Here is a 21576-nt window from a genome sequence, read left to right as displayed (position 1 = left end):
GAATGTGCAAAGACACTCACAAACTGGAAACAGGAGATATTAAATTCATTTCATTGGTATGATGGAAGAAGACTTTCAAACGGACCTATAGAAGGAAAGAATAACTATATAAAGAAAATCATAAGTAATGCAAATGGATTAAGCAATTTTAAAAGAGCCAGGAACAAATTCATTTATTCACAAAACCAATATGAAAAATATCTAATAAATGAAAAATAAAGAAAGTATTAAAAGAATAGGTAATTATAGAGGAAAATATAAAAAAGGAAATAAAATAATGAATGTCTGCAATTTCCTTTAAAATAAAAGTGGGGTGTTTTTGCCCCACAATTTTTTTAAAGCTTTTTTATAAAACCCCACGATTATTTAAAGCGCCAATTTTTCATATGAACAGATATGATAAATTATTTTGAAATTTTTATAGTGTCATGTTGAAAAAGAGGGGATTTCTTTGTTTTGTTTGTAAGGATTAATTTTGAAGGAATAATATACTGAGAAATATCCTCTTTTAATTGAATTTCAATGACTGGTCTTGCCTGAATCATTGATGGATAAACGACTTGACCTAAGATTGTTCTCATATTGCCGCCTCCTTTAAAATTTATCATATCTTATACTTTTATCATAGCACTTTCAAGTTAGAAAACAAGTTTTTTTAAACGATATGAAAATGTTTTAAAGCCTTGGCAATTCCATCATTTTTAACATCATCACTGATATAGTCAGCCGCTTGTTTAGCTGCTTCTCTACCACTACCTACACAAATACTTGTACCAGCACATTCAAACATTGGAATATCCACTTCAGCATCTCCAAAAGCATAAATATCCTGCTTATTGATTTGTAGATAATGAATTAATTGTTCAATAGCAGTTTTTTTATCAATATTTGGTAAAGCACAATCACCAAATAAAGCTTCTTCACCTTGTCCACCCCAAGTGAGACATTGAAACTGTGGAAAATGATTTTTAAAATCTAAATAATCTTGATAACTATTTAAAACATAGTTGATTTTTGTGATGTTTTGTTGATGCATACTTTGAGGAAATTCCATCATAGGATAGATGTCTCTAATGCGAGGTGTTCCTCCATGTCCATATTTTTGATAGGCAGGTACAGCTTTGGTTTCAAAATCATGAGAACCATAAAGCCCATCATTACCTTCCATAAAATAACATAAGTCATGTTGATCTAAATAATCAGTGATGTCGATGACTTGTTGTAAAGATAGCTTCTGATCTTTTAAAACTTTTCCTTCACATTCAATATATGCGCCATTACCACAAATCATGCCACTCACTTCAATGTTTCCAACAGTTGCTCTATTTTTCGTTCTACCCGTAACGACAAAAACATAATGTCCATGATCTTTTGCCTGCTTTAAAGCGTCTTTGCAGCTTTGAGGTACAATGCTATCATAACTCACTAAGGTTCCATCTACATCAAATAATAATAGTTTTTTATTCATGACAAGACTCCTATTTATTAATATAAGCAAGAATTAATTGATATGTATTTTCTACTGCTTGCATATGTGTTCTTTCCATACCATGAGAAGCATGAACACCAGGACCAATCAAAGCACCTTTGATATTTTGTCCACCTCTTAAAGCAGCAGACACATCACTGCTGTAAAATGGATAAACATCAACGGCATATTGAAGATTATGAGCTTTCGCAAGTTCTATGAATGTAGATGTGATTTCATAATCATAAGGACCACTTGAATCTTTAGCACAGATACTGACATCATATTCACTACATGATAAATCTTGACCAATGCATCCCATATCTACCGCAATCAATTCATCTACATGATGATCAATATAACTGCTGCCATGACCTACTTCTTCAAAAGTGGAAATCATAAAATAAAGATTATGTTTTGGTTGAATATGATTTTGTGAAAGATGTTTTAAAACACCAAAAAGAATCGCAACACTCATTTTATCATCTAAGAATCTTGATTTAATAAATCCTGAATCTGTGATTGTTGTTTTAGGATCAATCGCAATATAATCCCCATTACAGATATCTAATTGTTGCACATCTTCTTTTGTCTTCACTTTTTCATCAATACGAATATGCATTGTATCACATGTTCTTTCTTTGTTTTTAGCATCTTCATAAACATGTGCAGCAGGTGAATTAGAAAGAATCGTTCCTGTATATATTTGTTGATTTCTTGTGATGATACGACAATATTCACCATCTAAAGTTGGAATAATAGGACCACCCACATTTGTAAAAGCTAAAGTTCCATTCTCTTTAATGCTTCTGACCATTAAACCTAATGTATCGACATGTGCACAAAACCCAACAGTATAGTCATCTTGTCCTTTGACAAATATCTGTAAGTTCCCTTTATTTGTCAGTTTTGTTTCAAAGCCTAAATTTTCTGCTTCTTTTTGACAGTATTGAATAACTTCTTTAGTGTAACCAGAAGGACTATCAATAGCCATAATATCTTTTAAAATAGAAAGTATGTATGCATTCATAAAATAATCTCCTTATTCCTTTTGATGTGCAGCATCCACAATTTGAGCTAAAGTGATTTCTCTTAATTTTTCTTTGTATTGCCATTCTGCTGCATTTAAATAATCAACAATAAAGTCTTCAGTTTCTTTGACTCTCAATTGAGAATCAAAAACCTTTTCTACCAGATGTGTTGTCTTGACAAAAGCTTCTTTGCCTTCCATAGCTTCAAAGATATCTAATAAAGAAATGCAATCCAATGATTTGGTTAACACAAATCCCCCACGTTTATTTGCCATGGATGAAATTAAGCCAGAAACAACAAGTTGTCTGGTGATTTTTTTGAGATAAGAATCTGATACAAGTAGTTTTTCACTCAATTCATGACTTTTAATAGGTTTATCCTGTGCTCCAATTAAAAGTAATATACAAATAGCCTGTTCAAAACTTTTTCTAATCTTCATATCCTTATCACCTTCTTTTTTATTTTAACAGAAAAATAACACTTTGTATCTAAAAGAGTTGACAAATATGTATAAATTTATATAATACTTCATAGATATTATATATCTATGGATAATAAATATCTAAAGATGAGAAGAAAGAAGGAATTTTATGCTTAAGCAAGAATGGAAAAATATTTTTCATCACACTTGGATAAAAGTTGTACTGGTTGCAATCATTTTGATTCCAAGTTTATATGCGTGTATCTTTTTAGGGTCAATGTGGGATCCTTACGGAAATACGGATAAAATACCAGTTGCTGTAGTCAACCATGATCAAGCGGTTGATTATGGGAATTCAACTTTGAATGTAGGAGAAGAATTGGTTGATCGTCTGCAAGAGAATCAAAGTATGAATTTTCAATGTGTAGATGAAGGAAAAGCACAGGATGGTTTAAAGAACGGTCAATATTATATGATTATAAGTATTCCTGAAGATTTTTCAAAAAATGCAACGACGCTTTTAGATCAACAACCACAAAAGATGAAACTTCAATATATAACAAATCCAGGAAGTAATTATATTGCTTCAAAGATGGATGATTCAGCTATTGAAAAAATAAAAGAAGAAGTTTCTCAAACAGTAACGAAAACATATGCGAAAACTATCTTTGAACAAGTGGGAACATTAACAGATGGATTGAAAGAAGCACAGGATGGAACGAGTCAATTAGTAGATGGTTCGCAACAATTAACAGATGGAAATCAACTTATTTCAGATAATCTTCAAGTTTTAGCAAGCAGTTCATTAACATTTGATGATGGTGTTCAAACACTTAGCCAGGGGTTAAAAGATTATACAGATGGTGTATTGACTGTTCATGATGGCGTTTATTCCTTAAAAACAGGTTTAGATACATTCAATGATTCAACAAAACCATTAAATGATGGTGTTCAACAGCTTGCAACGGGTTCTTCTTCATTGAATGAAGGTCTCCAAAAATATACAAATGGTGTTTTACAAACTTATCAAGGGACACAGAAACTTATTGAAAACAATGAAGCATTAAATAATGGAATAGATAGCCTCAATCAAGGTGTTCATCAGCTTGTTGATGGAAATAAGCAAGTCTTACAAGGCTTAACACAGTTGGATCAACAATTAAAAAATAATTTATCATCTGATAATATGAATAAAATATCTTCAGCAAATCAAGCAAATGATTCTTTGAATGAGGCAACAACATTATTAAATCAAATACTTACTACAAATCCAACCATTGCTCAGACATGGATGAATAGGTCATTGAGCATGGATGAAGCTAATCTTATCGCTAAGGATAATCAAACTGCTCAATATTTATTAACGCATTATTCATATACAGAATTGGTAAAAACTGTCACAAGTGGAAATCAAGAAGCAATCAATCAATTAAATTCAGGATTAACACAAGTTTATGAGAATACACAGAAATTAGAAGCAGGAAGTCAAAAAGTACAAACAGGATTAGAATCTTTAAATAATTCAGTAGAAGAAACATTGAAACCTGGCTTTGAAACTTATATGAATGGTGTAACACAAGTCTATGGTGGCTTAGAAACATTGAATAGTCAAAGTCAAGTGTTACTAGATGGGGGTCAACAAATGAATGGTGGGCTATTAGCTCTTCAAAAACAGACACCAGCACTTATCGATGGCATTCAACAATTAGATCAAGGAGCAAAAGCATTATATGAAGGAACTTCAAAAATCGTATCAAATAATGATGCATTAATAAGCGGCTCTGCTAAGTTAAGTGACGGTTCTACCCAAATCAAAGATGGATCACAACAGTTAAGTGATGGCTCTCAAACATTGGGTTCAGGTTTACAGACATTACAAAATGGACTCGAAACTTTAGATGAAAGTTTAGCTGATGGTGTAAAAAAAGCAAGTCTTGATATCGATGATAAGACTTTAGATATGATGTCAGCTCCTGTAGAGACATCACATCAAGAAATTTCAGTTGTAGAAAATAATGGGCATGCGATGGCACCCTATATGATGAGCGTAGCATTATATGTTGCTGCACTGGCTTTGACATTGATGTATCCAATCAGAGAAGGTATAAACCAAGCTTCATCACCATTTAAGTATTGGTTATCAAAAGCCTCTGTTATGTATAGTATTTCTACATTAGCAGCAATCGTTTTAATTACAAGTTTGAGGTGGATATGTGGTTTTGAACCTCAACAATTATTGATGACATATCTTTTCGCAATTATTGTTTCTGCAGCATTTATGTCACTTGTGATGTTGTTATCACTCACAACTGGGTATATTGGAGAATTCTTACTACTCATTTTTATGATTATCAATCTTGGTGGATCAGCAGGAACATATCCATTAGAAACATCAAGTCTCTTTTATCAAGTGATTCATCCATTTGTACCTTATACTTATAGTGTGAATGGATTTAGAAAAGTCATTAGTATGGCTAATGCATCCATATCAACAGAAATGATTGTTTTTGTAGGTATATTTATCATTTGTTCATTATTAACAATTCTTTATTATCGTTTTAAAAATAAAGAAGATAAACATCTTATACCTGAAGCTTTTGAAAAAGTGAATGAATAAGAAAGGAAAGACTTACATGAATATTTAACAATGTAAGTCTTTTATATTACAAAATACTTGACTAAGTCAATTAAATGGTATATATTTGACTTAGTCAAGTAAACAGGAGGGATTTATGACTGATTCATTTGCATTTTATATAACGCTTTTAAGAAAGCAATTTACAAAATATTGTAGTGAGAGATTAAATGAAATTGGTGTAAGTTATGGTCAATTATATATCATTATTTATATTGGTAAAAAAGGGTCATGTTCGCCTAGTGAAATCTCGCAGGCTTTAAAATTAGATGCTGGTCATCTGAATCGTACAATCAATAAACTTGTAGATAATGGTTTTTTAATACAAAAACCAAATGAAAAAGACAAACGTGCAAAAATATTATGTTTGACTTTGGAAGGTGAAAATGTTTTTCATTTTAGCCAAGATTTATTTCATGAATGGGATGAACAAATATTAAAGTCATTAAGTTATGATGAACGCCAACAGATGATCAACATATTAAAGAAAATCACAAGAGAAGGAGAATAGATTTGGAAAAGAAGACAAAGATATGGTTGCTTGTTGCAATAGCCATCTGTGCACTTACAACATGTATAAATGTTGTTGAAGCAAGATGGATAAGTGTTGTTTTAGCAATAGTTGCTATTATAGGATTAATTGAGCTACTGTTGAGAAATGACAAACGTGGATTTTATTTAACATGTATATGTTATGTATTTTCATTTATATATAGTGTTATAAGTAGTATAGGAAGTTCACAAATGATTATTTATATAGTGATGTCATTTGTGGGTAGTGTTTTTATTCCAGGTATTACAGCTATGTTTTTAGTTAAAGATAAAATATTAAGGAGATAAGGAGAAACAATATGAAAGAATTAAATCATTTTATGAGTGTATTAACAGGAAATTTTGATAATCAGGAACAATTTGAACAAAAAGAAAAAGCAGGAATTGCTTATCCATATGCGCGTCATGTCAATACGATCTGTAATGATAAGATAACAGATCTTCCAGATGATTTTCAGGGAATTTTTATGGTTGAAGAAAGTTATTATACGATGGATGGACAAACACGTGCGACACCACATTTGTTTTTATTCACTCAAGAAGGACAAGATGTTCAATTAACATCTTATGAATTACCTGATGGATATGATAAAGATAGTTTTACGTATCAGCAAATGAAAGAAGTATCTTATAAAAGATTAAATTTATCAGAAAAATTTACACCAGCGATTTATCATTACACTGGGAAAGTATGGGAAGGTGGAAGTGACAGTATGTTTTCACCGGTATTAAAATTTCATTTATTTGAAAGATTTTGTGAAGATTATTTAGAAGTTGATGAATCAATGGAAGTTCGTGGAAAAAAAGTATTTGGATTTGACGAACCGATAATTTACAAGAGAAAATAAATATCTCTATATATATGATTATTTCTATAAATTCTGTATATTCTTAGAATCTTTGTCCATGCTATGTATGTGGAGGTTAGAATATGAAGAAAATTTTGGCATTACTTTTATGTATGAGTTTTTTTACTGGATGTAGTACAACCAATGATTCTGTTGATGATACAGCATCAAATAATCCAGTCACAGATAATACAACACCAAATGATAACAATACATCAAAACCTGATCAGGCGGAAGATTGGTATACAAAGTTTGAAAATGGTTTAAAGGAAGGAAATATTACTTATTCATCTAAGAATGTATTAGATGCAACAAGTGTTGGTGGTGTAGAAGGATATCGCTATGTAACAGATAATGGAAACATTGATGTGTATCGTTATGAAGATGGTGATGAATTCAATCGTATTATGAGTGAAAAGACAATTGGTGATGATAAGAAAAAAGTAGAAGTGAATGATCATATGGTTATTGTGTCAGATGGTCTATCAGAAGATGTATTAGATGTTTTTAGAAATTTAAAATAAATGTATGAGTCTTGTAGAAATACAGGACTTTTTATATGGCATTATGATGTGATGATTTGATGATAAAAAAGCTTACAGCATCACGCTGTAAGCTTCAACTATAATAAGTCCAGCAATTCTTTTAAATCATGAATGATATAGGTGATATTCATATCCTGAGGCTCTTCAATGCAATGAGGATTATACCAGCAAGTATCAATACCTACATTGATACCACCTTGGATATCACTAGATAGAGAATCGCCAATAATTAAAGTTTGATCTAAATCTATGTTTTTCATCTTTTTAAAGCAGTAATCAAAATATTCTCGAGTTGGTTTTTGATAACCAATATCTTCTGATACAAAAATATCTTGAAAATACTGATCAATACGTGTTCCTTTTAAACGACTATATTGAGTTTTAGATACACCATTTGTTACAACGTATAATGGATATTTTTGATAAAGCTTTTCAAGTATATCTCTAGCATGAGGTAAAAGAAAATATCCTTCACCTAAGGCATCCTGATAGTCATCTTCAAAAGCAATGCCATCTTCATCAATGCCAAATTCTTGAAATAACTGAACAAAACGTGTATAAACAATTGTTTTTTTATCAATGAGTCCATTCTCAAAATCTTTCCATAATTGTTTATTGATTTGTTCATATCTTTGATTCATCTGTTCAGTGAGGACAATATTATATTTTTGAAATGTATTGATAAGTGCCTGTTCTTCTGCTTTGTTGAAATCTAACAAAGTTCCATCTACATCAAATAACAAATATTTATATTTTTTCATGATATCAACCCCTTGTCACCATATTATACTGATAAAAGTGCTTTATTGACAATGAAAAATAATAAAAATATAGTATAATGAATATGGTGAAGAAGAATGAAGAAAAAGATCAAAGAAGTGATTGTTGTAGAAGGAAAAACAGACACAGCAGTGATTCAAAAATTATTTGATGCAGATACAATAGAAACACATGGTTTAGCTTTAGATGAAGCAACATTGGACTTGATTGAGGAATTAGAAAAAACAAGAGGAGTTATTATTTTGACTGATCCTGATTATCCTGGTATGCGTATTCGAAATATGATTATGGAAAGAGTTCCTCATGTTAAGCAGGCTTTTGTAGATAAAAAAGATGCTATTGGGAAAAAGAAATTGGGGATTGCTGAAGCAAGGGAAGAAGCTATTATACAGGCATTAGAAAATGTTGTGAGCTTTTCTAAAGAAAGTCAGTCATTGACATGGGAAGAATTTATTTCTTTAGATATTATTGGTGATAAACAAAAAAGATTGGCTATCTATGATTTGTTTCATCTAGGTTATGGAAATGCGAAAACATTATTCAAAAGATTAAATATGGCATCCATTACAAAACAAGATATTCTTAATAAATTAAAAGCATATAACCTTCAATGATTATATGCTTATTTTTATGCGTTTTTAATGAGATTGATTTTCTTCACTTGTGAAACACCAGTGATAACTCTGCTTTGACTTAAAGCCTTCCATACAGGAAGAGTGATACAAAAATCAATAGAGCTGTGAATAATAGTTCCTAATCCTACTAAACCAAAAATCATATAACAGAACATTTGGATATCCATCCCATTTCCATAATAGAAAGGAATCACAATAATCATTTCTCCAATGGCATGAATCAATGCAATCACAATATTAAACTGTAATGTTTTGATTGGTTTTTCAAAAATTTGTGGATTCTTTTGCGCATATTTTGCACCTAAATAAGCCCAAATGACATGAGTAAGAGCTCTCATGACAACAACAAATGGGAAACTTGCCATAAAGAAACCAAGTGTTGTTCCTAAAGCAACAGCAATGGCTACAGCTGGACTAATAAAGATGGCAATCATGACCGCAACATGTGAAGCTAAGGTAAAAGACATTGGTCCAACAATAATTTTAGGCATTAACATAGGAATGACTGTTCCTACAGCAATTAATAATGAAGCTAAAACGAGCACTTGCATATGTTTATGTGATTTCATATTTCTACATCTCCTTGTCAATTAATGTGTCAAGACACATGTTATGACTTATTATATTCAAAAAAGAAAATGTGTCAATAAAAAAAGAAGAATTAAATCTCCTTCTTAAATAAATATCCTTTTTCATCTAATGCACTGACAATACGTTGATATGTGTCTTCATTTGGACATTGAATCGTGTGTAAATGCAAACCATCAGTTAACTGACTTAAAGGTTTAGCCTGATTGTTATTGACTTTTTTTATAAATTGATCAACATCATAACGAGATGATAAATGTAATTTACCAGTGAGTTGTCCATAGACAGGATGATCCACAATAACATCAATAGCACATCCACCTAAATCCACAATCGTATATAATTCATCAGCCATTTGTTCTTGAGAGTGATTGACCGCAATGGTATAAGTTTGATTTTGTTGTTTAGAATCTAATATATAACCTCTTGGTGTCGCAATAATATTGGTTCCACTGGCACGTATTAATGCCACATCACCGACAATGATTTGTCTGGAAACGCCAAGTTTTTTTGCCAGTGTAGATGCTGATATAGGCTTATCGCTTTTTTTGATTTCTTCAATAATTTTTTCTTTTCTATCCATAATATTTTACCTCACAACAAATTATAAATGATTTCAACTATAAAATAAAGTAGAATAAGTCTATAAGATGTCGTTGGTGTCATATCTATTTACAATGGTATAAAAAGGCATAAAATGAAAAGTGAAAGGAGAGAGGAAATATGAAAAAAACATTTCTATCCAAATTAAAACCGTTTCTTGGCACTTTTCAATTGCATTTAGATGAAAACACAGAATTCGATTATTTTATTGTTTTTAAAAATGCAGATAATATTTCTTTGAAAGTATTCAATCAAATGGGAAGATGGACTCATTATGGTCAAAAATCAGTGAGAGGTTGATCCTCTTTATCTAAAGAACAAATCAAAGCATTTGTTGTGGAGCATTTGAACTGTAAAGATGATGAATTTGAAGTTTTCAATGCTAATAATGAATTATTTAGAATGAGATTTTAAAGTTATATAAAAAGGAGGAATCATTAATGAAATATATTGTAGGTAGACCTAAAATCAAAACAGCTTTCACATATGTTTTGTTTATTTGTGCTTTTGGAGTCAGTATATTTATTGCTGATGCATGGGAAGGAATGCAAATTGTAGGTATACTGATTATTTTGGTAGGAATATTGATTGTTTTTCCAGGTATCAGTTATTGTGAGTTGATGTGGAAAGTTGATCAAAATGTTTTACAATACACTTATCATGATAATATGCTGATGAAGATTTCGTCTTTCTTTAAACATCTTTTGCATACACATCGTATAGAATATCAAATGACAATAGAACTCAGTCAGATTGATTATATTGCCATCACATATGCGAAAGTTCCACGTTTACCTTATGGAGCCATTGGCTATGATGTCTGGTTTCATGTGCATATGTATGATGGCTCTATATATAGTTTTATAGCTTTAACATTATCAGGCAGAAAAGATTTTAATCAGGCTGTTGATTTCATGAAGGAACAAGGTATTCATTTTAAAGATGGTTATCATATCTTGGATGCATTACATTCTCATGAACATCTTTCTTATTACTTAGAAAGAATAGATAAGGAGCAGTCAAAATGATTAGAGTTAGCATTTCTTCAAAAAATAATCAAGTGATTCAACAATTATTTGAAAAGTTCTTTCAAAAAGAACAGTTAGAATATCAAATTGTTTCTTATTCAAAAAATACGCATCAGGATATTTACATTTTTGAAATCCACCAAAGGGAAGATTTAAAACTGATTGAAGAACAACCACATTTTGATTATGCATTGTACTATGTCATTGGTCCTAAAGACTATGATTTGATTAGTGAATGTATGAGATTAAAAGTGAATCTTTATTTTTCAAAAGAGTCATTAACAGAAGACTTCAAAAAGTATGAAGTGACTATGCTTCATGATATTCAAGATAAATTTCAATACTATCAATACCAGAGAAATGGTATTGTATCTCAGATTCGTTTATCGCATATCTATTATGTAGAATCATTAAGACATCAGATTATCATTCATTCTATTAATGGGACAATGGTAGAAAGAAAAAACTTAAAAGCTTTTCTAGATACAATTCAATCATCACAGTTTATCCAAATTCATAAATCATTTATTGTCAATAAACAATGGATCCAAAATATTTTTTCTGATCATGTTTTATTAAAGAATGCTGAAACATTACAAATTGGTAGAGCTTATAAAAGTCATATTCAATTATTATAAATCATAAAGACGGGGAGGCGTTATTATGCTAAGTGTAAAGAGTGATATGGGCATGACTGCCATTCAAAGATATATCAATAAAAAAGCGACAAAAGGCTATTGTTTAAAATCAATCGTTCCATTTATATTATTTCCACCATTACATTTTATGGTTTTTACTTTTAAAAAATCAGATAAAAAACAGATTGGATATCTTGTTGAATATCAAAGATTCAAAGATGATTCTTTAGAAAAGACATATATTCAAGATATGAAAGATCAGGGATGGACATTATTTACAAATGTGCCTGTCAGTTTTAGAAATAACGGTGAATTTATTTTTTATACAGATCAAGCTTCATTAATATCACAGATCAAAGTCACAAGAGAAGATTTGATAAGAGATGCACAATTACAATTTCAACATGGTTGTATTTTAGCTTGTTTATTTGTTATCTTTTTTTCAATCTTTCCCCTTTCAAATTATACAAATACTTTTCTAGGATTTGTATCTCATTATTTCTTTTTGATTATAGCATTAGCGACAATCCTATATGCATCTATTAAATATATTTTAATCAAAAAATCAATTCTCAAATAATGTGGAGTTGAGGGCAGTTTCAAAAAGTATCATTCAAAACTTTGGGTTAAGATTGATACTTTTTTTATTGCCTGAAATAGGTTGCTTTTCTTTTGGATGAAATTAGATTATAATAGGTTTTAGGTGAGAGAATGAAAGATATTGCAAAAAAAGCGAATACAATGTATTTATTAGAAAAATACAATATGAAAGCCACAAAGAAGTTTGGACAAAATTTCTTAATAGATTTAAATGTCATTCAAAAAATTGTGGCTTGTACGCCTATTGATCAACAAACTTGTGTTATTGAAATTGGTCCTGGAATAGGAGCTTTAACAGAACAATTGTCTTATCAGGCTGGTCATGTTGTGAGCTATGAAATTGATACAAGATTAAAAGCTGTTCTAGAAGAATCATTAAATGAATGTTTAAATGTAGAGATTATTTTTCAAGATTTTTTAACAGTTGATTTAAAACAAATAGTTAATCATTATAGACAACAATATTCAAAGGTTTGTATTGTAGCAAATCTACCATACTATATTACATCAGATATTTTAGAACATATTATCACGTCTCAGGCTGATGTTGATAGTATACATGTTATGGTTCAAAAAGAAGTGGCACTGAAATTAACAGATGCTTCTTATCATAGTCCATTGACTTTTATGATAGAAAGTATTGGTCAAGCTTCTTTAGATATGACAATTTCTAAAAATGTATTTTCACCTGCTCCAAGAGTCGATAGTGCAATTTTATCTATTATGATGGAAAAGACATACAACCCACTTTTAACACAGATTTTAAAACAGGCTTTTACACAAAAAAGAAAAACAATCTATAATAATTTAAAAGATTTGTTTTTAGAAAATACAGAAAAAATATTAAATGAATGTGATATTGATTTAAAAACAAGACCAGAACAATTAAGTGTTGAAGATTATATAAAACTCACACATTATTTATAAATTCATATGATATATGGGTGAGGTTTATGAAAATTGGAGATTATGTTGTCAGGAAAAAATATAATCGCGATATATTATTTGAGATTTTTGATATTAAAGATAATATTTATTATTTAAGAGGTGTAGAACTGAGGTTGATTGCAGATAGTGAGTTGGATGATTTAGAGTTGAGTGAAGTTCAGCCACAGTTAGAAGATGGTTTTGTGATGGAAAGACATCCAGTGATCAGAGGAAAAGTTTTACATCTTGATGGTGATGAAAAATATTTGAAGATGTGTCAAAAGAAATATGAGGAATTAAAGATTAGGGCTGATTGTTATTATATGAAAGAAAGTGAGATGCCTGATCGAGTGATAGAATTATTAGAGAAACACAAGCCTCAGATTTTAGTCATTACTGGACATGATGCATTAAGAAAGAATGCCGATAAAAGTATAGGACAGAATTATCAACATTCTTTAGATTATATGGCAGCAGTGAAAAAAGCACGTTTATATCAAAGTGACAAAGATGCCTTAATTATTATTGCTGGGGCATGTCAATCGTATTATGAAATGTTACTGGCGAGTGGAGCTAACTTTGCTTCCAGTCCTAAACGTATGAATATTCATGCTTTAGATCCTGTTTATATTGCCAGTCTGGTAGCTAATGAGAGTGTGAGAAATTATTGTGATATTGAAGATATTATCAATCATACATCGCATAAACAAAGTGGTATGGGTGGTATTGATACAAGAGGTGTCGCCAGAAAAATATATCCAACGAGAGGATGAGAGAAATGAAAATAAGAGCTTATGCAAAGGTCAATTTAGCATTAGATGTTGTCAGAAAAAGAGAAGATGGGTATCATGATTTAGAGATGATCATGGCACCTATTACATTACATGATTTAATTTATATTGAAAAGATTGATCATGGTATTCAAATCACTGCAAATACCAATCGTATGCCAACAGATCAAAGAAATATCATGTATAAAGTTGCACAGTTACTCATAGAACGTTATCAAATTCCTTATGGAGTCAAGATTCATATTTATAAACATATTCCTACACAAGCAGGACTCGCTGGAGGAAGTGCGGATGGTGCAGCTGTTTTAAAAGCGATGAACCAAATCTTTCAATTAAATCTATCATTGGAAACATTGGCTGATATTGGTAAAGAAGTAGGAGCAGATATACCATTTTGTATTTATGAAAAAACAGCTTTAGTGAAAGGAATTGGAGAAAAGCTTGAATTTATTTCAAAGGATTTTCATTGTTATGTACTGTTGGTTAAACCTAAAAAAGGAGTATCCACAAAAAAATCATTTGGTATGTTAGACTTAAAAAATGCTGAGCATCCTCCAATCATGGATATGAAAGAAGCTATTGAAAATAATGACTATCAGGGGGTTGTCAAATGTTTAGGAAACACTCTAGAAGAACCATCTTTAAAGATAGTCCCTGATATATTAAAAATTAAAGAAGAAATGAAAGAATTAGGGTTTGATGGCGCTTTAATGTCTGGAAGTGGTTCTTGTGTATTTGGTTTAACTCAAGATCAGGAGTTGTTAGAAAAAGGGTATCAGTTCTTTTTGAATAGATATGCTTTTGTCAGAAAAACAGAGATTTTAAATAAGGATTCACTGAAGTTATAAATAACTAACTTTTGTTTTTGTAAAAAAGTATGGAAAAATATGGGTATGAACGAAAGTATTTCCCTGTTTCCTCTTTTTTTTTATATATTTTTTTGTTAGAATAGTGGCGATAAGGAGAGAAAAAAATGAAAGTATATGCTATTGTATTGGCTGCTGGTAAAGGCACAAGAATGAAGTCTGATAAACCAAAAGTAGTACATGAAGTATTATATAAGCCAATGATTAATCATGTTGTAGATGAATTAAAGGCTTTAGGTGTAGATGAAACAATTGTGATTGTTGGTCACGAAGCTGATCAAGTCAAAGCAATTGTGGATGATGTCACTTTTGTTGATCAAACAGAACAACTTGGTACAGGTCATGCTGTATTGCAGGCTAAAGATATTTTGGCTAATCGAGATGGAATGACTCTTGTTTTATGTGGTGATGCACCATTGATTCGTAAAGAAACATTAAAAGAATTTATTGCGTATCATCAAGAACATCATAATCAGGCAACAATTATGAGTGCTGATTGTGATCCAAGTACGCATTATGGAAGAATTATTAAAGAAAATGGTCAAGTCACAGGAATTGTGGAATTTAAAGATTTATTAGAAAGTCAAAAAGATATTACTGAAATGAATACTGGAGAATATTGTTTTGACAATAAAGCATTATTTGAAGCATTAAGTCAAGTGACAAATGATAATGCGCAAAATGAGTATTATTTGACTGATGTTATTGGAATCATGAATCATCAAGGTTTAAAAGTAGATGCTTATAAGATTAATGATTTTGATGAAGTTGGTGGTATTAATGATCGCGTAGCATTAGCTCAGTCAACACAGTTTTTAAGAGATCGTATTAATCGTGAACATCTTTTAAATGGAGTGACGATTGTTGATCCATCTAATACGTATATTGGTAGAGATGTTGTGATTGGACACGATACAATTATTGAACCAGGATGTATTATTAAAGGGAAAACAGTGATTGGAAGTCATTGTCATATTGGACCATATTGTGAATTTACAAATATGGAAATTAAAGATAATGTTGAAATTAAATTCTCTGTTTTAAGTGATTCAATTATTGAAAGTGGTGTAGATATTGGACCATATGCAAGATTGAGAACAAATTGTCATATTCATGAGAATGCACATTTAGGTAACTTTGTAGAAATGAAAAAAGCTGACTTTGGTGCAGGAAGCAAGGCTTCACATTTAACTTATGTAGGAGATGCTCAGGTTGGTCAAGATGTTAACTTTGGTTGTGGAACAATTACATCTAACTATGATGGTAAAAATAAATCACTCACAAAGATTGAAGATAATGTCTTTATTGGATGTAATACCAATTTAGTAGCTCCTGTCACAGTGAGAAAGAACGCATATATTGCAGCAGGATCAACAATTACTAAAGAAGTTGATGAAGATGCGATGGCAATTGCGAGAGCTAGACAGGAAAATAAACAAGGTTATAGTAAGATATTAAAAGAAATACGTGAAAAAGAATACGAAAGACGAAATAAAAATAAAAAATAAGGAGAATATGGGGTAAAAATGAAAAATAACATAACAATATTTGCTTTATCATCTAATCAGGAATTAGCTCATTCAATGGCTGATATTTTAGGGACAGAAGTTGGGAAAAGTAAAGTTCATCATTTTGCAGATGGTGAAATCTTAGTTGAAATTGAAGAATCAGTACGTGGAAAAGATGTCTTTATTGTACAATCAACATCAAATCCAGTGACTGAAAACTTAATGGAAATTTTAGTTTTAACTGATGCTTTAAAACGTGCATCAGCAAAAGAAATTACAGCAGTTATACCATATTTTGGTTATGCTAGACAAGATCGTAAGGCAAAGCCAAGACAACCAATTACATCACGTTTAGTTGCTGACTTATTAACAGTAGCTGGGGTTGATAGAGTTGTGACAGTAGACTTACATGCACGTCAAATTCAGGGATTCTTTGATATTCCAGTTGATGAAATGGAAGCTTTACCTCTTATTTGTAGATATATTAAAAATAAAAATATTGAAGATTTATGTGTTGTATCACCAGATCATGGAGGAGCAACGCGTGCTAGAAAAATGTCAGAAGCATTGGATTGTCCAATTGCTATCATTGATAAAAGACGCCCTAAACCAAACGTTGCGGAAGTTATGGGTATTATTGGGGATGTTGCAGGTAAGAATTGTGTCTTAATTGATGATATGATTGACACAGCTGGTACAATTGTAGCTGGAGCACAAATCTTAAAAGAAAAAGGTGCTAAAGATGTTTATATTGCTTGTACTCATGGTGTATTATCAGGACCGGCAGTAGATAGATTAAAAGATTGTGTCGCAAAAGAAGTTATTATTACAGATACAATTGCTATTCCAGAAGAAAAACGTTTTGATAAATTAGTACAAATCAGTGTAGCTGAATTATTAGCATATACAATTGAAAGTATTGAAAATGATTTACCTGTTAGTGATGTATTCCAACATTTTGATTTTAAAGGATAATTGAGGCAAAATTGCCTCTTTTTTTGTTGTCAAAATTGAATTTTAACATATAGAAATAATTGATAAGATGAATAATAGGCTTGTCAATAAAAGAAAAATGACGTATAAATGAATATAAGGAAGCGAATAGAAATAAAACTGTTCGTCATAAAGGAGACGATTAAAGATGGAGTTTATGACTGTAAAAGAAGCAGCAGAAAAATGGAATGTATCAACAAGACTTATACAGAGATATTGTTCAAACGGACGCATTACAGGAGCAAGAAAATCTGGAAATGTTTGGGAAATTCCGTGTGATGCAATAAAACCAGAAGATCCCAGAAGAAAAGAAGGAAATAATATATATAGAAATTCATCTTTTCAAAATCTCATGCCACTCATGAATACATCTTTCCAGCCAGGTGAGTGTAAAAAAATCATAAGCAAGATGAAAGAAGGAGCTAGAAAAGATATTGCATATGCTGAATATTATTATTTTCGTGGAAATCCTCAAATGTCAGCACAAATGGCTAAACAATATTTGACTTGTTCAAATACGGAGTTACGTCTATCAGCTTGTCTGATTTATGCTTTTTCAAATTTATCCATAGGACAAATTGAACAGGCCAGACAAGTGTTAGAAAAGATTAAAAGTACATTAAAAGAGGATAAAGAAAGAGCTCAACAAATCAAAGTCATTGATGCTTTTATTGCGATGGCAGCAGCAGTTCTTTTGCATTTACCACTTCCAGAAGATATACCATCCATGCAAGAATTTATACCGATTTTACCTTTTGGATTAAGATCTTTTGCACTATATGTGGAAGCACATTATCTTTATTTGCAGAAAAACTATGAAAAAAGTATCGGAATGATAGAAGCTGCACTAGCAATGGGAGCCAATCAATATCCAATCCCTGCTATTTATCTGCATTTGGCAGCTGTTATGGATTATATGAGCCTCAAACAGTTAGAAAAAGCAGAAAATCATCTCTTGATTGCTTGGGAACTCGCACGCCCAGATGATTTGATTGAAGGATTCGGTGAACATCATGGACTTTTAGGTGGTATGCTAGAAGCCGTCATTAAGCCAAAATGGCCAGAAGATTTTAAACGTATTATCTCTATTACCTATGAGTTTTCTGCTGGGTGGAGAAAGATTCATAACCCTGTAACGGGTCATGAAGTAGCAGATGATTTAAGCACAACTGAATTTGCAGTCGCAATGCTTGCTGCTAGAGGATGGACAAATTCAGAAATTGCTAAACATTTAAACATTTCCTCTAACACCGTCAAAAATCATATCTCACAGGCTATAAAAAAACTACATGTAGAAAACAGAAAAGCCTTAAAACAATATATGCTAAAATAAGAAATGCTCACCTATATTCAGGTGAGCATTACCCATTTATAGGGCTAAAACGGGTGATAGATATATCTTATCTATTTTTGTATAATAAAAATAGGTATAAAAGCGTTTTTTGTGTTATGAAATCTGAAACATTCTGGCAGGACATCCTTTAATAGAAGAACAGATAATTCTACAGAAAAAGAAAGGAGAAATATGATTTGAAACGAAAACACATAAGACAACGAATTGGAGCATTTTTCATGGCTGCAGCTCTGATAACAATGGCAATTCTTCAACTGAACACGGAAGTCTATGCCGCTGGTCTTCCAGATATTACGCAGTATGCAACGGTAGATGAATTAAAAACATTCAATACCGATGATACGGATGGTTCAATCAGTGCGGCAAAGGTCTACTTTGGAGAAAATAATCAGGAATGGTGGATTGCAGGAAGTCAAGATGATAATAGTTTAACGTTATTTTCTGCAAGTTCTATGGGAAAGGGGATACAATTTGAATCAAACTATGATATCAATAAAGCATATGATAGCAGTTGGAACTGTACCTATTTAGATGGAAATCCAGCTGAAGTTTTCCCGAACCATTATGGGGCGAGTTATATAAGGAATGTTACTTTAAAAGGATTGGAAACTTCCTTTTTTACGGGGACAGAACAGGCACTAATGAATGGAACAACGATTTACACCAATGATACGAAAAACAACAGTGTTTATTCTACAACGGATAAGCTATATCTTGCTTATGGGGATCAAGAAGATTATAAGTACATTACTGTAGGAAAGAATAGCAGAAATGGTTTAAATGAGGGTCTTCGTATAGATCCAAGTTATTGGGGTGAATCTGTTCTTGAATTATTTTGGATTCGATCACCTTTTGTTAGTAATGATGATCCAAATGATGGAAGTAATGTTTTGACTGCGTGGCCTTCTGCTAATTATCCTGCTTTTAATGGAGCTCGAACAGATAATGCTTCATTAGAGCATATAAGACCCGCCTTTGAACTGAATTCATCAACTATCCTTTTTGCGTCGGCTGTTCCATCAGCAACAATAGATGGATCAATGACGTTAGAAGATGTGGATGGGAACGGTGCATTTACGCTCCGTTATGCTTCCAGTTCACTAGGAACGGCAGAAATAACTTATGATAAGTCCCAAGTAAATGTGAGTAATGTACTACAAGGTACATATTTGGTTGTACAGAACAGTAATGGAGCTTACGCAAAATCTGTCAGTGGAACACAGACAATTACTGCGGCCGATATGAATGTAGATAGCTTTGAAAATTGTAAGGTATGGCTGGAAACGACTGATTCCAATGAAAGAATGACCTATGCAACAATGGCAACGTGTAAAACAAATTACACAGTAAAAGTTGTTGAAAATACTGGTTTGAAAATAACGTCGGGGAATGCTGAACAAGTTATAGCAATAGGGGATGAAGTTTCAACGATTGAAATAACTGTACAGGATGGATATTATCTGCTAGAAGATTATCTTACAAATCTTCAAGGTCTAAACGGATTACACGTAACAGAAACGGATAATGGCTTTTCAATCAGCGGTACACCAACAGAGGATGTAAACATTACTTTGCCAGAAGCGACTGCTTATAAAGATGGCAATACTGTTATCATAGAGCCTACCAACTTGACAGCTGTCTATGGAAAAAAACTGTCTGATGTTTCTTTACCACAAGGCTGGGTGTGGACTGATGGTGATACTCTTGTATCTGTAGGGAAACAAAACTATTTTGCTCGTTTTGATATATCAGCCTATGAAAAAGAATATGATTTTAAAAATGTTACAGGATATAATGCACAAGGTCATTATGTGGAACGCAGTCTTTTAGTGACGGTTCTAAAAGCAGATAGTACAGTAGCCATCACAAATTCATCTTTGGATAAAGAATATGACAAAAGTGCTGTAAGCAATCCGGATGTAGTAAAAACAGGAAGCACAAAGGACGTTACATTCACATGGTATCAAAAAGATGGAAACGGCTGGGAAAAACTTGATAAAGCACCTGTTAATGTGGGAAGCTACAAGGTTGTTGTAGCTGTGCAGGAAGATGACAATTATAATGCTATAGAAACGGAAAAGACTTTTGAAATCACAAAAGCAGTACCAACATATACATTGCCAGAAGACTTAATTATTAAACAGGGAGAAGCTTTATCTGCTGTTACGCTTCCAGACGGGTTTGCATGGAATGATAGTACACAGATTGCCAACGATTTGGGAACGCAGACATTCAAGGCAACCTTTATTCCGGAGGATACCACAAACTATCAGACTGTAGAAGTCGATATTAGAATTAAAGTCGTTTCAGCCATGTTTATGATTAATCGTGTACCAGTAATTAGTGTAGAGGATAAGACATTGACCGTTGGTGATACATTTGATCCTAAGAAAGATGTGACGGCTATAGATAAGGAAGATGGCGACGTTACTGATAAAATTGAAGTGATTAAAAATAATGTCGATACCGAACAATCTGGCACATACGAAGTGACCTATAAAGTGATAGACAGCCAAGGGGCTTCAGTTACAAAAACTATCACTGTAACAGTCAAAGAGAAAAAGAATACACAGACACCAAATAAAGATAACAATGTCACGAATGATATGACAGATAAAAAGGATAATGTACAGATAGCCGTAAAAACAGGAGATACAACAAACTTCTTTGCATGGTTGACAATGTCCATTTTCTCTGCTATTAATGTCCTGTTAATTACACTGTTTCGACGTAAAAAACAGTAAGAATGAAGAAGATTTTAAAT

Annotated in this window: 25 protein-coding genes; 18 read left to right on the top strand and 7 right to left on the bottom strand. The window is 31.8% G+C overall.

What is annotated here, in order from left to right:
- On the top strand, nt 1–219 hold a 219-nt coding region (locus tag B5E87_RS15650), incomplete at its 5' end, for a transposase (protein WP_143746895.1).
- A gap of 185 nt (nt 220–404) precedes the next feature.
- Here the strand turns inward: B5E87_RS15650 and B5E87_RS15055 are convergent.
- The 4 genes from B5E87_RS15055 to B5E87_RS09300 all read right to left on the bottom strand — a co-directional run bounded on the left by B5E87_RS15055 (nt 405) and on the right by B5E87_RS09300 (nt 2939).
- On the bottom strand, nt 405–581 hold the full coding sequence (locus B5E87_RS15055) for a hypothetical protein (RefSeq protein ID WP_158095588.1): 177 nt from the start codon (nt 579–581) through the stop codon (nt 405–407).
- 74 nt (nt 582–655) lie between these two features.
- Entirely contained in the window at nt 656–1468 is an 813-nt protein-coding gene (locus B5E87_RS09310; protein WP_087244653.1) for an HAD family hydrolase, read from the bottom strand.
- A 10-nt stretch (nt 1469–1478) separates the two neighbouring features.
- Nucleotides 1479–2498: a M42 family metallopeptidase gene (locus B5E87_RS09305; protein WP_087244652.1), complete on the bottom strand. Its 1020-nt coding sequence runs from the start codon at nt 2496–2498 to the stop codon at nt 1479–1481.
- A 12-nt stretch (nt 2499–2510) separates the two neighbouring features.
- Entirely contained in the window at nt 2511–2939 is a 429-nt protein-coding gene (locus B5E87_RS09300; protein WP_087244651.1) for an Rrf2 family transcriptional regulator, read from the bottom strand.
- Between the two features lie 151 nt (nt 2940–3090).
- Between B5E87_RS09300 and B5E87_RS09295 the strand changes: the two genes are divergently transcribed.
- The 5 genes from B5E87_RS09295 to B5E87_RS09275 all read left to right on the top strand — a co-directional run bounded on the left by B5E87_RS09295 (nt 3091) and on the right by B5E87_RS09275 (nt 7480).
- Nucleotides 3091–5538, top strand: a complete 2448-nt coding sequence (locus B5E87_RS09295) for a YhgE/Pip domain-containing protein (protein ID WP_087244650.1) — start codon at nt 3091–3093, stop codon at nt 5536–5538.
- A gap of 115 nt (nt 5539–5653) precedes the next feature.
- Nucleotides 5654–6067 carry a bilirubin utilization transcriptional regulator BilQ gene (bilQ, locus tag B5E87_RS09290; RefSeq protein ID WP_087244649.1) on the top strand — a complete coding sequence of 138 codons (414 nt, stop codon included), beginning with the start codon at nt 5654–5656 and terminating at the stop codon, nt 6065–6067.
- 2 nt (nt 6068–6069) lie between these two features.
- Nucleotides 6070–6396: a hypothetical protein gene (locus B5E87_RS09285; protein WP_087244648.1), complete on the top strand. Its 327-nt coding sequence runs from the start codon at nt 6070–6072 to the stop codon at nt 6394–6396.
- 11 nt (nt 6397–6407) lie between these two features.
- Nucleotides 6408–6956, top strand: a complete 549-nt coding sequence (locus tag B5E87_RS09280; protein ID WP_087244647.1) for a hypothetical protein — start codon at nt 6408–6410, stop codon at nt 6954–6956.
- A gap of 83 nt (nt 6957–7039) precedes the next feature.
- Nucleotides 7040–7480, top strand: coding sequence for a putative periplasmic lipoprotein (locus B5E87_RS09275; protein WP_087244646.1), 441 nt, complete (start codon nt 7040–7042; stop codon nt 7478–7480).
- A 98-nt stretch (nt 7481–7578) separates the two neighbouring features.
- Here B5E87_RS09275 and B5E87_RS09270 read toward each other — a convergent pair whose 3' ends face one another.
- Complete coding sequence (locus tag B5E87_RS09270) at nt 7579–8262, bottom strand: YjjG family noncanonical pyrimidine nucleotidase (protein WP_087244645.1); 684 nt, start codon at nt 8260–8262, stop codon at nt 7579–7581.
- Nucleotides 8263–8358: 96 nt separating this feature from the next.
- Here B5E87_RS09270 and rnmV point away from each other — a divergent pair, with 96 nt between their 5' ends.
- On the top strand, nt 8359–8895 hold the full coding sequence (gene rnmV, locus B5E87_RS09265) for a ribonuclease M5 (protein ID WP_087244644.1): 537 nt from the start codon (nt 8359–8361) through the stop codon (nt 8893–8895).
- Between the two features lie 14 nt (nt 8896–8909).
- On the opposite strand, the gene B5E87_RS09260 is transcribed toward rnmV, so the two are convergent.
- On the bottom strand, nt 8910–9485 hold the full coding sequence (locus tag B5E87_RS09260; protein WP_087244643.1) for a hypothetical protein: 576 nt from the start codon (nt 9483–9485) through the stop codon (nt 8910–8912).
- A gap of 92 nt (nt 9486–9577) precedes the next feature.
- Nucleotides 9578–10087 (bottom strand): transcription repressor NadR, encoded by a 510-nt coding sequence (locus tag B5E87_RS09255; RefSeq protein WP_087244642.1) that lies wholly within the window; start codon nt 10085–10087, stop codon nt 9578–9580.
- A gap of 140 nt (nt 10088–10227) precedes the next feature.
- Between B5E87_RS09255 and B5E87_RS09250 the strand changes: the two genes are divergently transcribed.
- The 11 genes from B5E87_RS09250 (at nt 10228) to B5E87_RS15410 (ending at nt 21556) form a co-directional block, all read left to right on the top strand.
- On the top strand, nt 10228–10407 hold the full coding sequence (locus B5E87_RS09250; protein ID WP_087244641.1) for a hypothetical protein: 180 nt from the start codon (nt 10228–10230) through the stop codon (nt 10405–10407).
- A 140-nt stretch (nt 10408–10547) separates the two neighbouring features.
- Nucleotides 10548–11135, top strand: a complete 588-nt coding sequence (locus B5E87_RS09245; protein ID WP_087244640.1) for a hypothetical protein — start codon at nt 10548–10550, stop codon at nt 11133–11135.
- Nucleotides 11132–11773, top strand: coding sequence for a LytR/AlgR family response regulator transcription factor (locus B5E87_RS09240; protein WP_087244639.1), 642 nt, complete (start codon nt 11132–11134; stop codon nt 11771–11773). Before B5E87_RS09245 ends, B5E87_RS09240 begins: the two co-directional genes overlap by 4 nt.
- Before the next feature lie 25 nt (nt 11774–11798).
- A complete protein-coding gene (locus B5E87_RS09235) occupies nt 11799–12353 on the top strand; it encodes a DUF2812 domain-containing protein (protein WP_087244638.1) in 555 nt (184 codons plus the stop codon).
- 131 nt (nt 12354–12484) lie between these two features.
- Entirely contained in the window at nt 12485–13300 is an 816-nt protein-coding gene (gene rsmA / locus B5E87_RS09230; protein WP_087244637.1) for a 16S rRNA (adenine(1518)-N(6)/adenine(1519)-N(6))-dimethyltransferase RsmA, read from the top strand.
- A gap of 26 nt (nt 13301–13326) precedes the next feature.
- On the top strand, nt 13327–14073 hold the full coding sequence (locus B5E87_RS09225; RefSeq protein ID WP_087244636.1) for a sporulation peptidase YabG: 747 nt from the start codon (nt 13327–13329) through the stop codon (nt 14071–14073).
- A gap of 5 nt (nt 14074–14078) precedes the next feature.
- Complete coding sequence (ispE, locus tag B5E87_RS09220) at nt 14079–14939, top strand: 4-(cytidine 5'-diphospho)-2-C-methyl-D-erythritol kinase (RefSeq protein WP_087244657.1); 861 nt, start codon at nt 14079–14081, stop codon at nt 14937–14939.
- Nucleotides 14940–15064: 125 nt separating this feature from the next.
- Nucleotides 15065–16465 carry a bifunctional UDP-N-acetylglucosamine diphosphorylase/glucosamine-1-phosphate N-acetyltransferase GlmU gene (gene glmU, locus B5E87_RS09215; protein ID WP_087244635.1) on the top strand — a complete coding sequence of 467 codons (1401 nt, stop codon included), beginning with the start codon at nt 15065–15067 and terminating at the stop codon, nt 16463–16465.
- Between the two features lie 18 nt (nt 16466–16483).
- Nucleotides 16484–17440, top strand: coding sequence for a ribose-phosphate diphosphokinase (locus B5E87_RS09210; protein WP_087244634.1), 957 nt, complete (start codon nt 16484–16486; stop codon nt 17438–17440).
- Between the two features lie 166 nt (nt 17441–17606).
- Nucleotides 17607–18791, top strand: coding sequence for a LuxR C-terminal-related transcriptional regulator (locus tag B5E87_RS15580; protein ID WP_087244633.1), 1185 nt, complete (start codon nt 17607–17609; stop codon nt 18789–18791).
- Between the two features lie 239 nt (nt 18792–19030).
- A complete protein-coding gene (locus tag B5E87_RS15410; protein ID WP_241147156.1) occupies nt 19031–21556 on the top strand; it encodes an immunoglobulin-like domain-containing protein in 2526 nt (841 codons plus the stop codon).
- Nucleotides 21557–21576 lie beyond the last annotated feature (20 nt).

Source organism: Massilimicrobiota sp. An142, from assembly GCF_002160725.1.
In the GTDB taxonomy this organism is placed as follows: Bacteria; Bacillota_I; Bacilli_A; order Erysipelotrichales; family Coprobacillaceae; genus Allocoprobacillus; species Allocoprobacillus merdigallinarum.
Note: the sequence above shows the minus strand (reverse complement) of the source record. Positions and strands in the feature narration are given on the sequence as shown.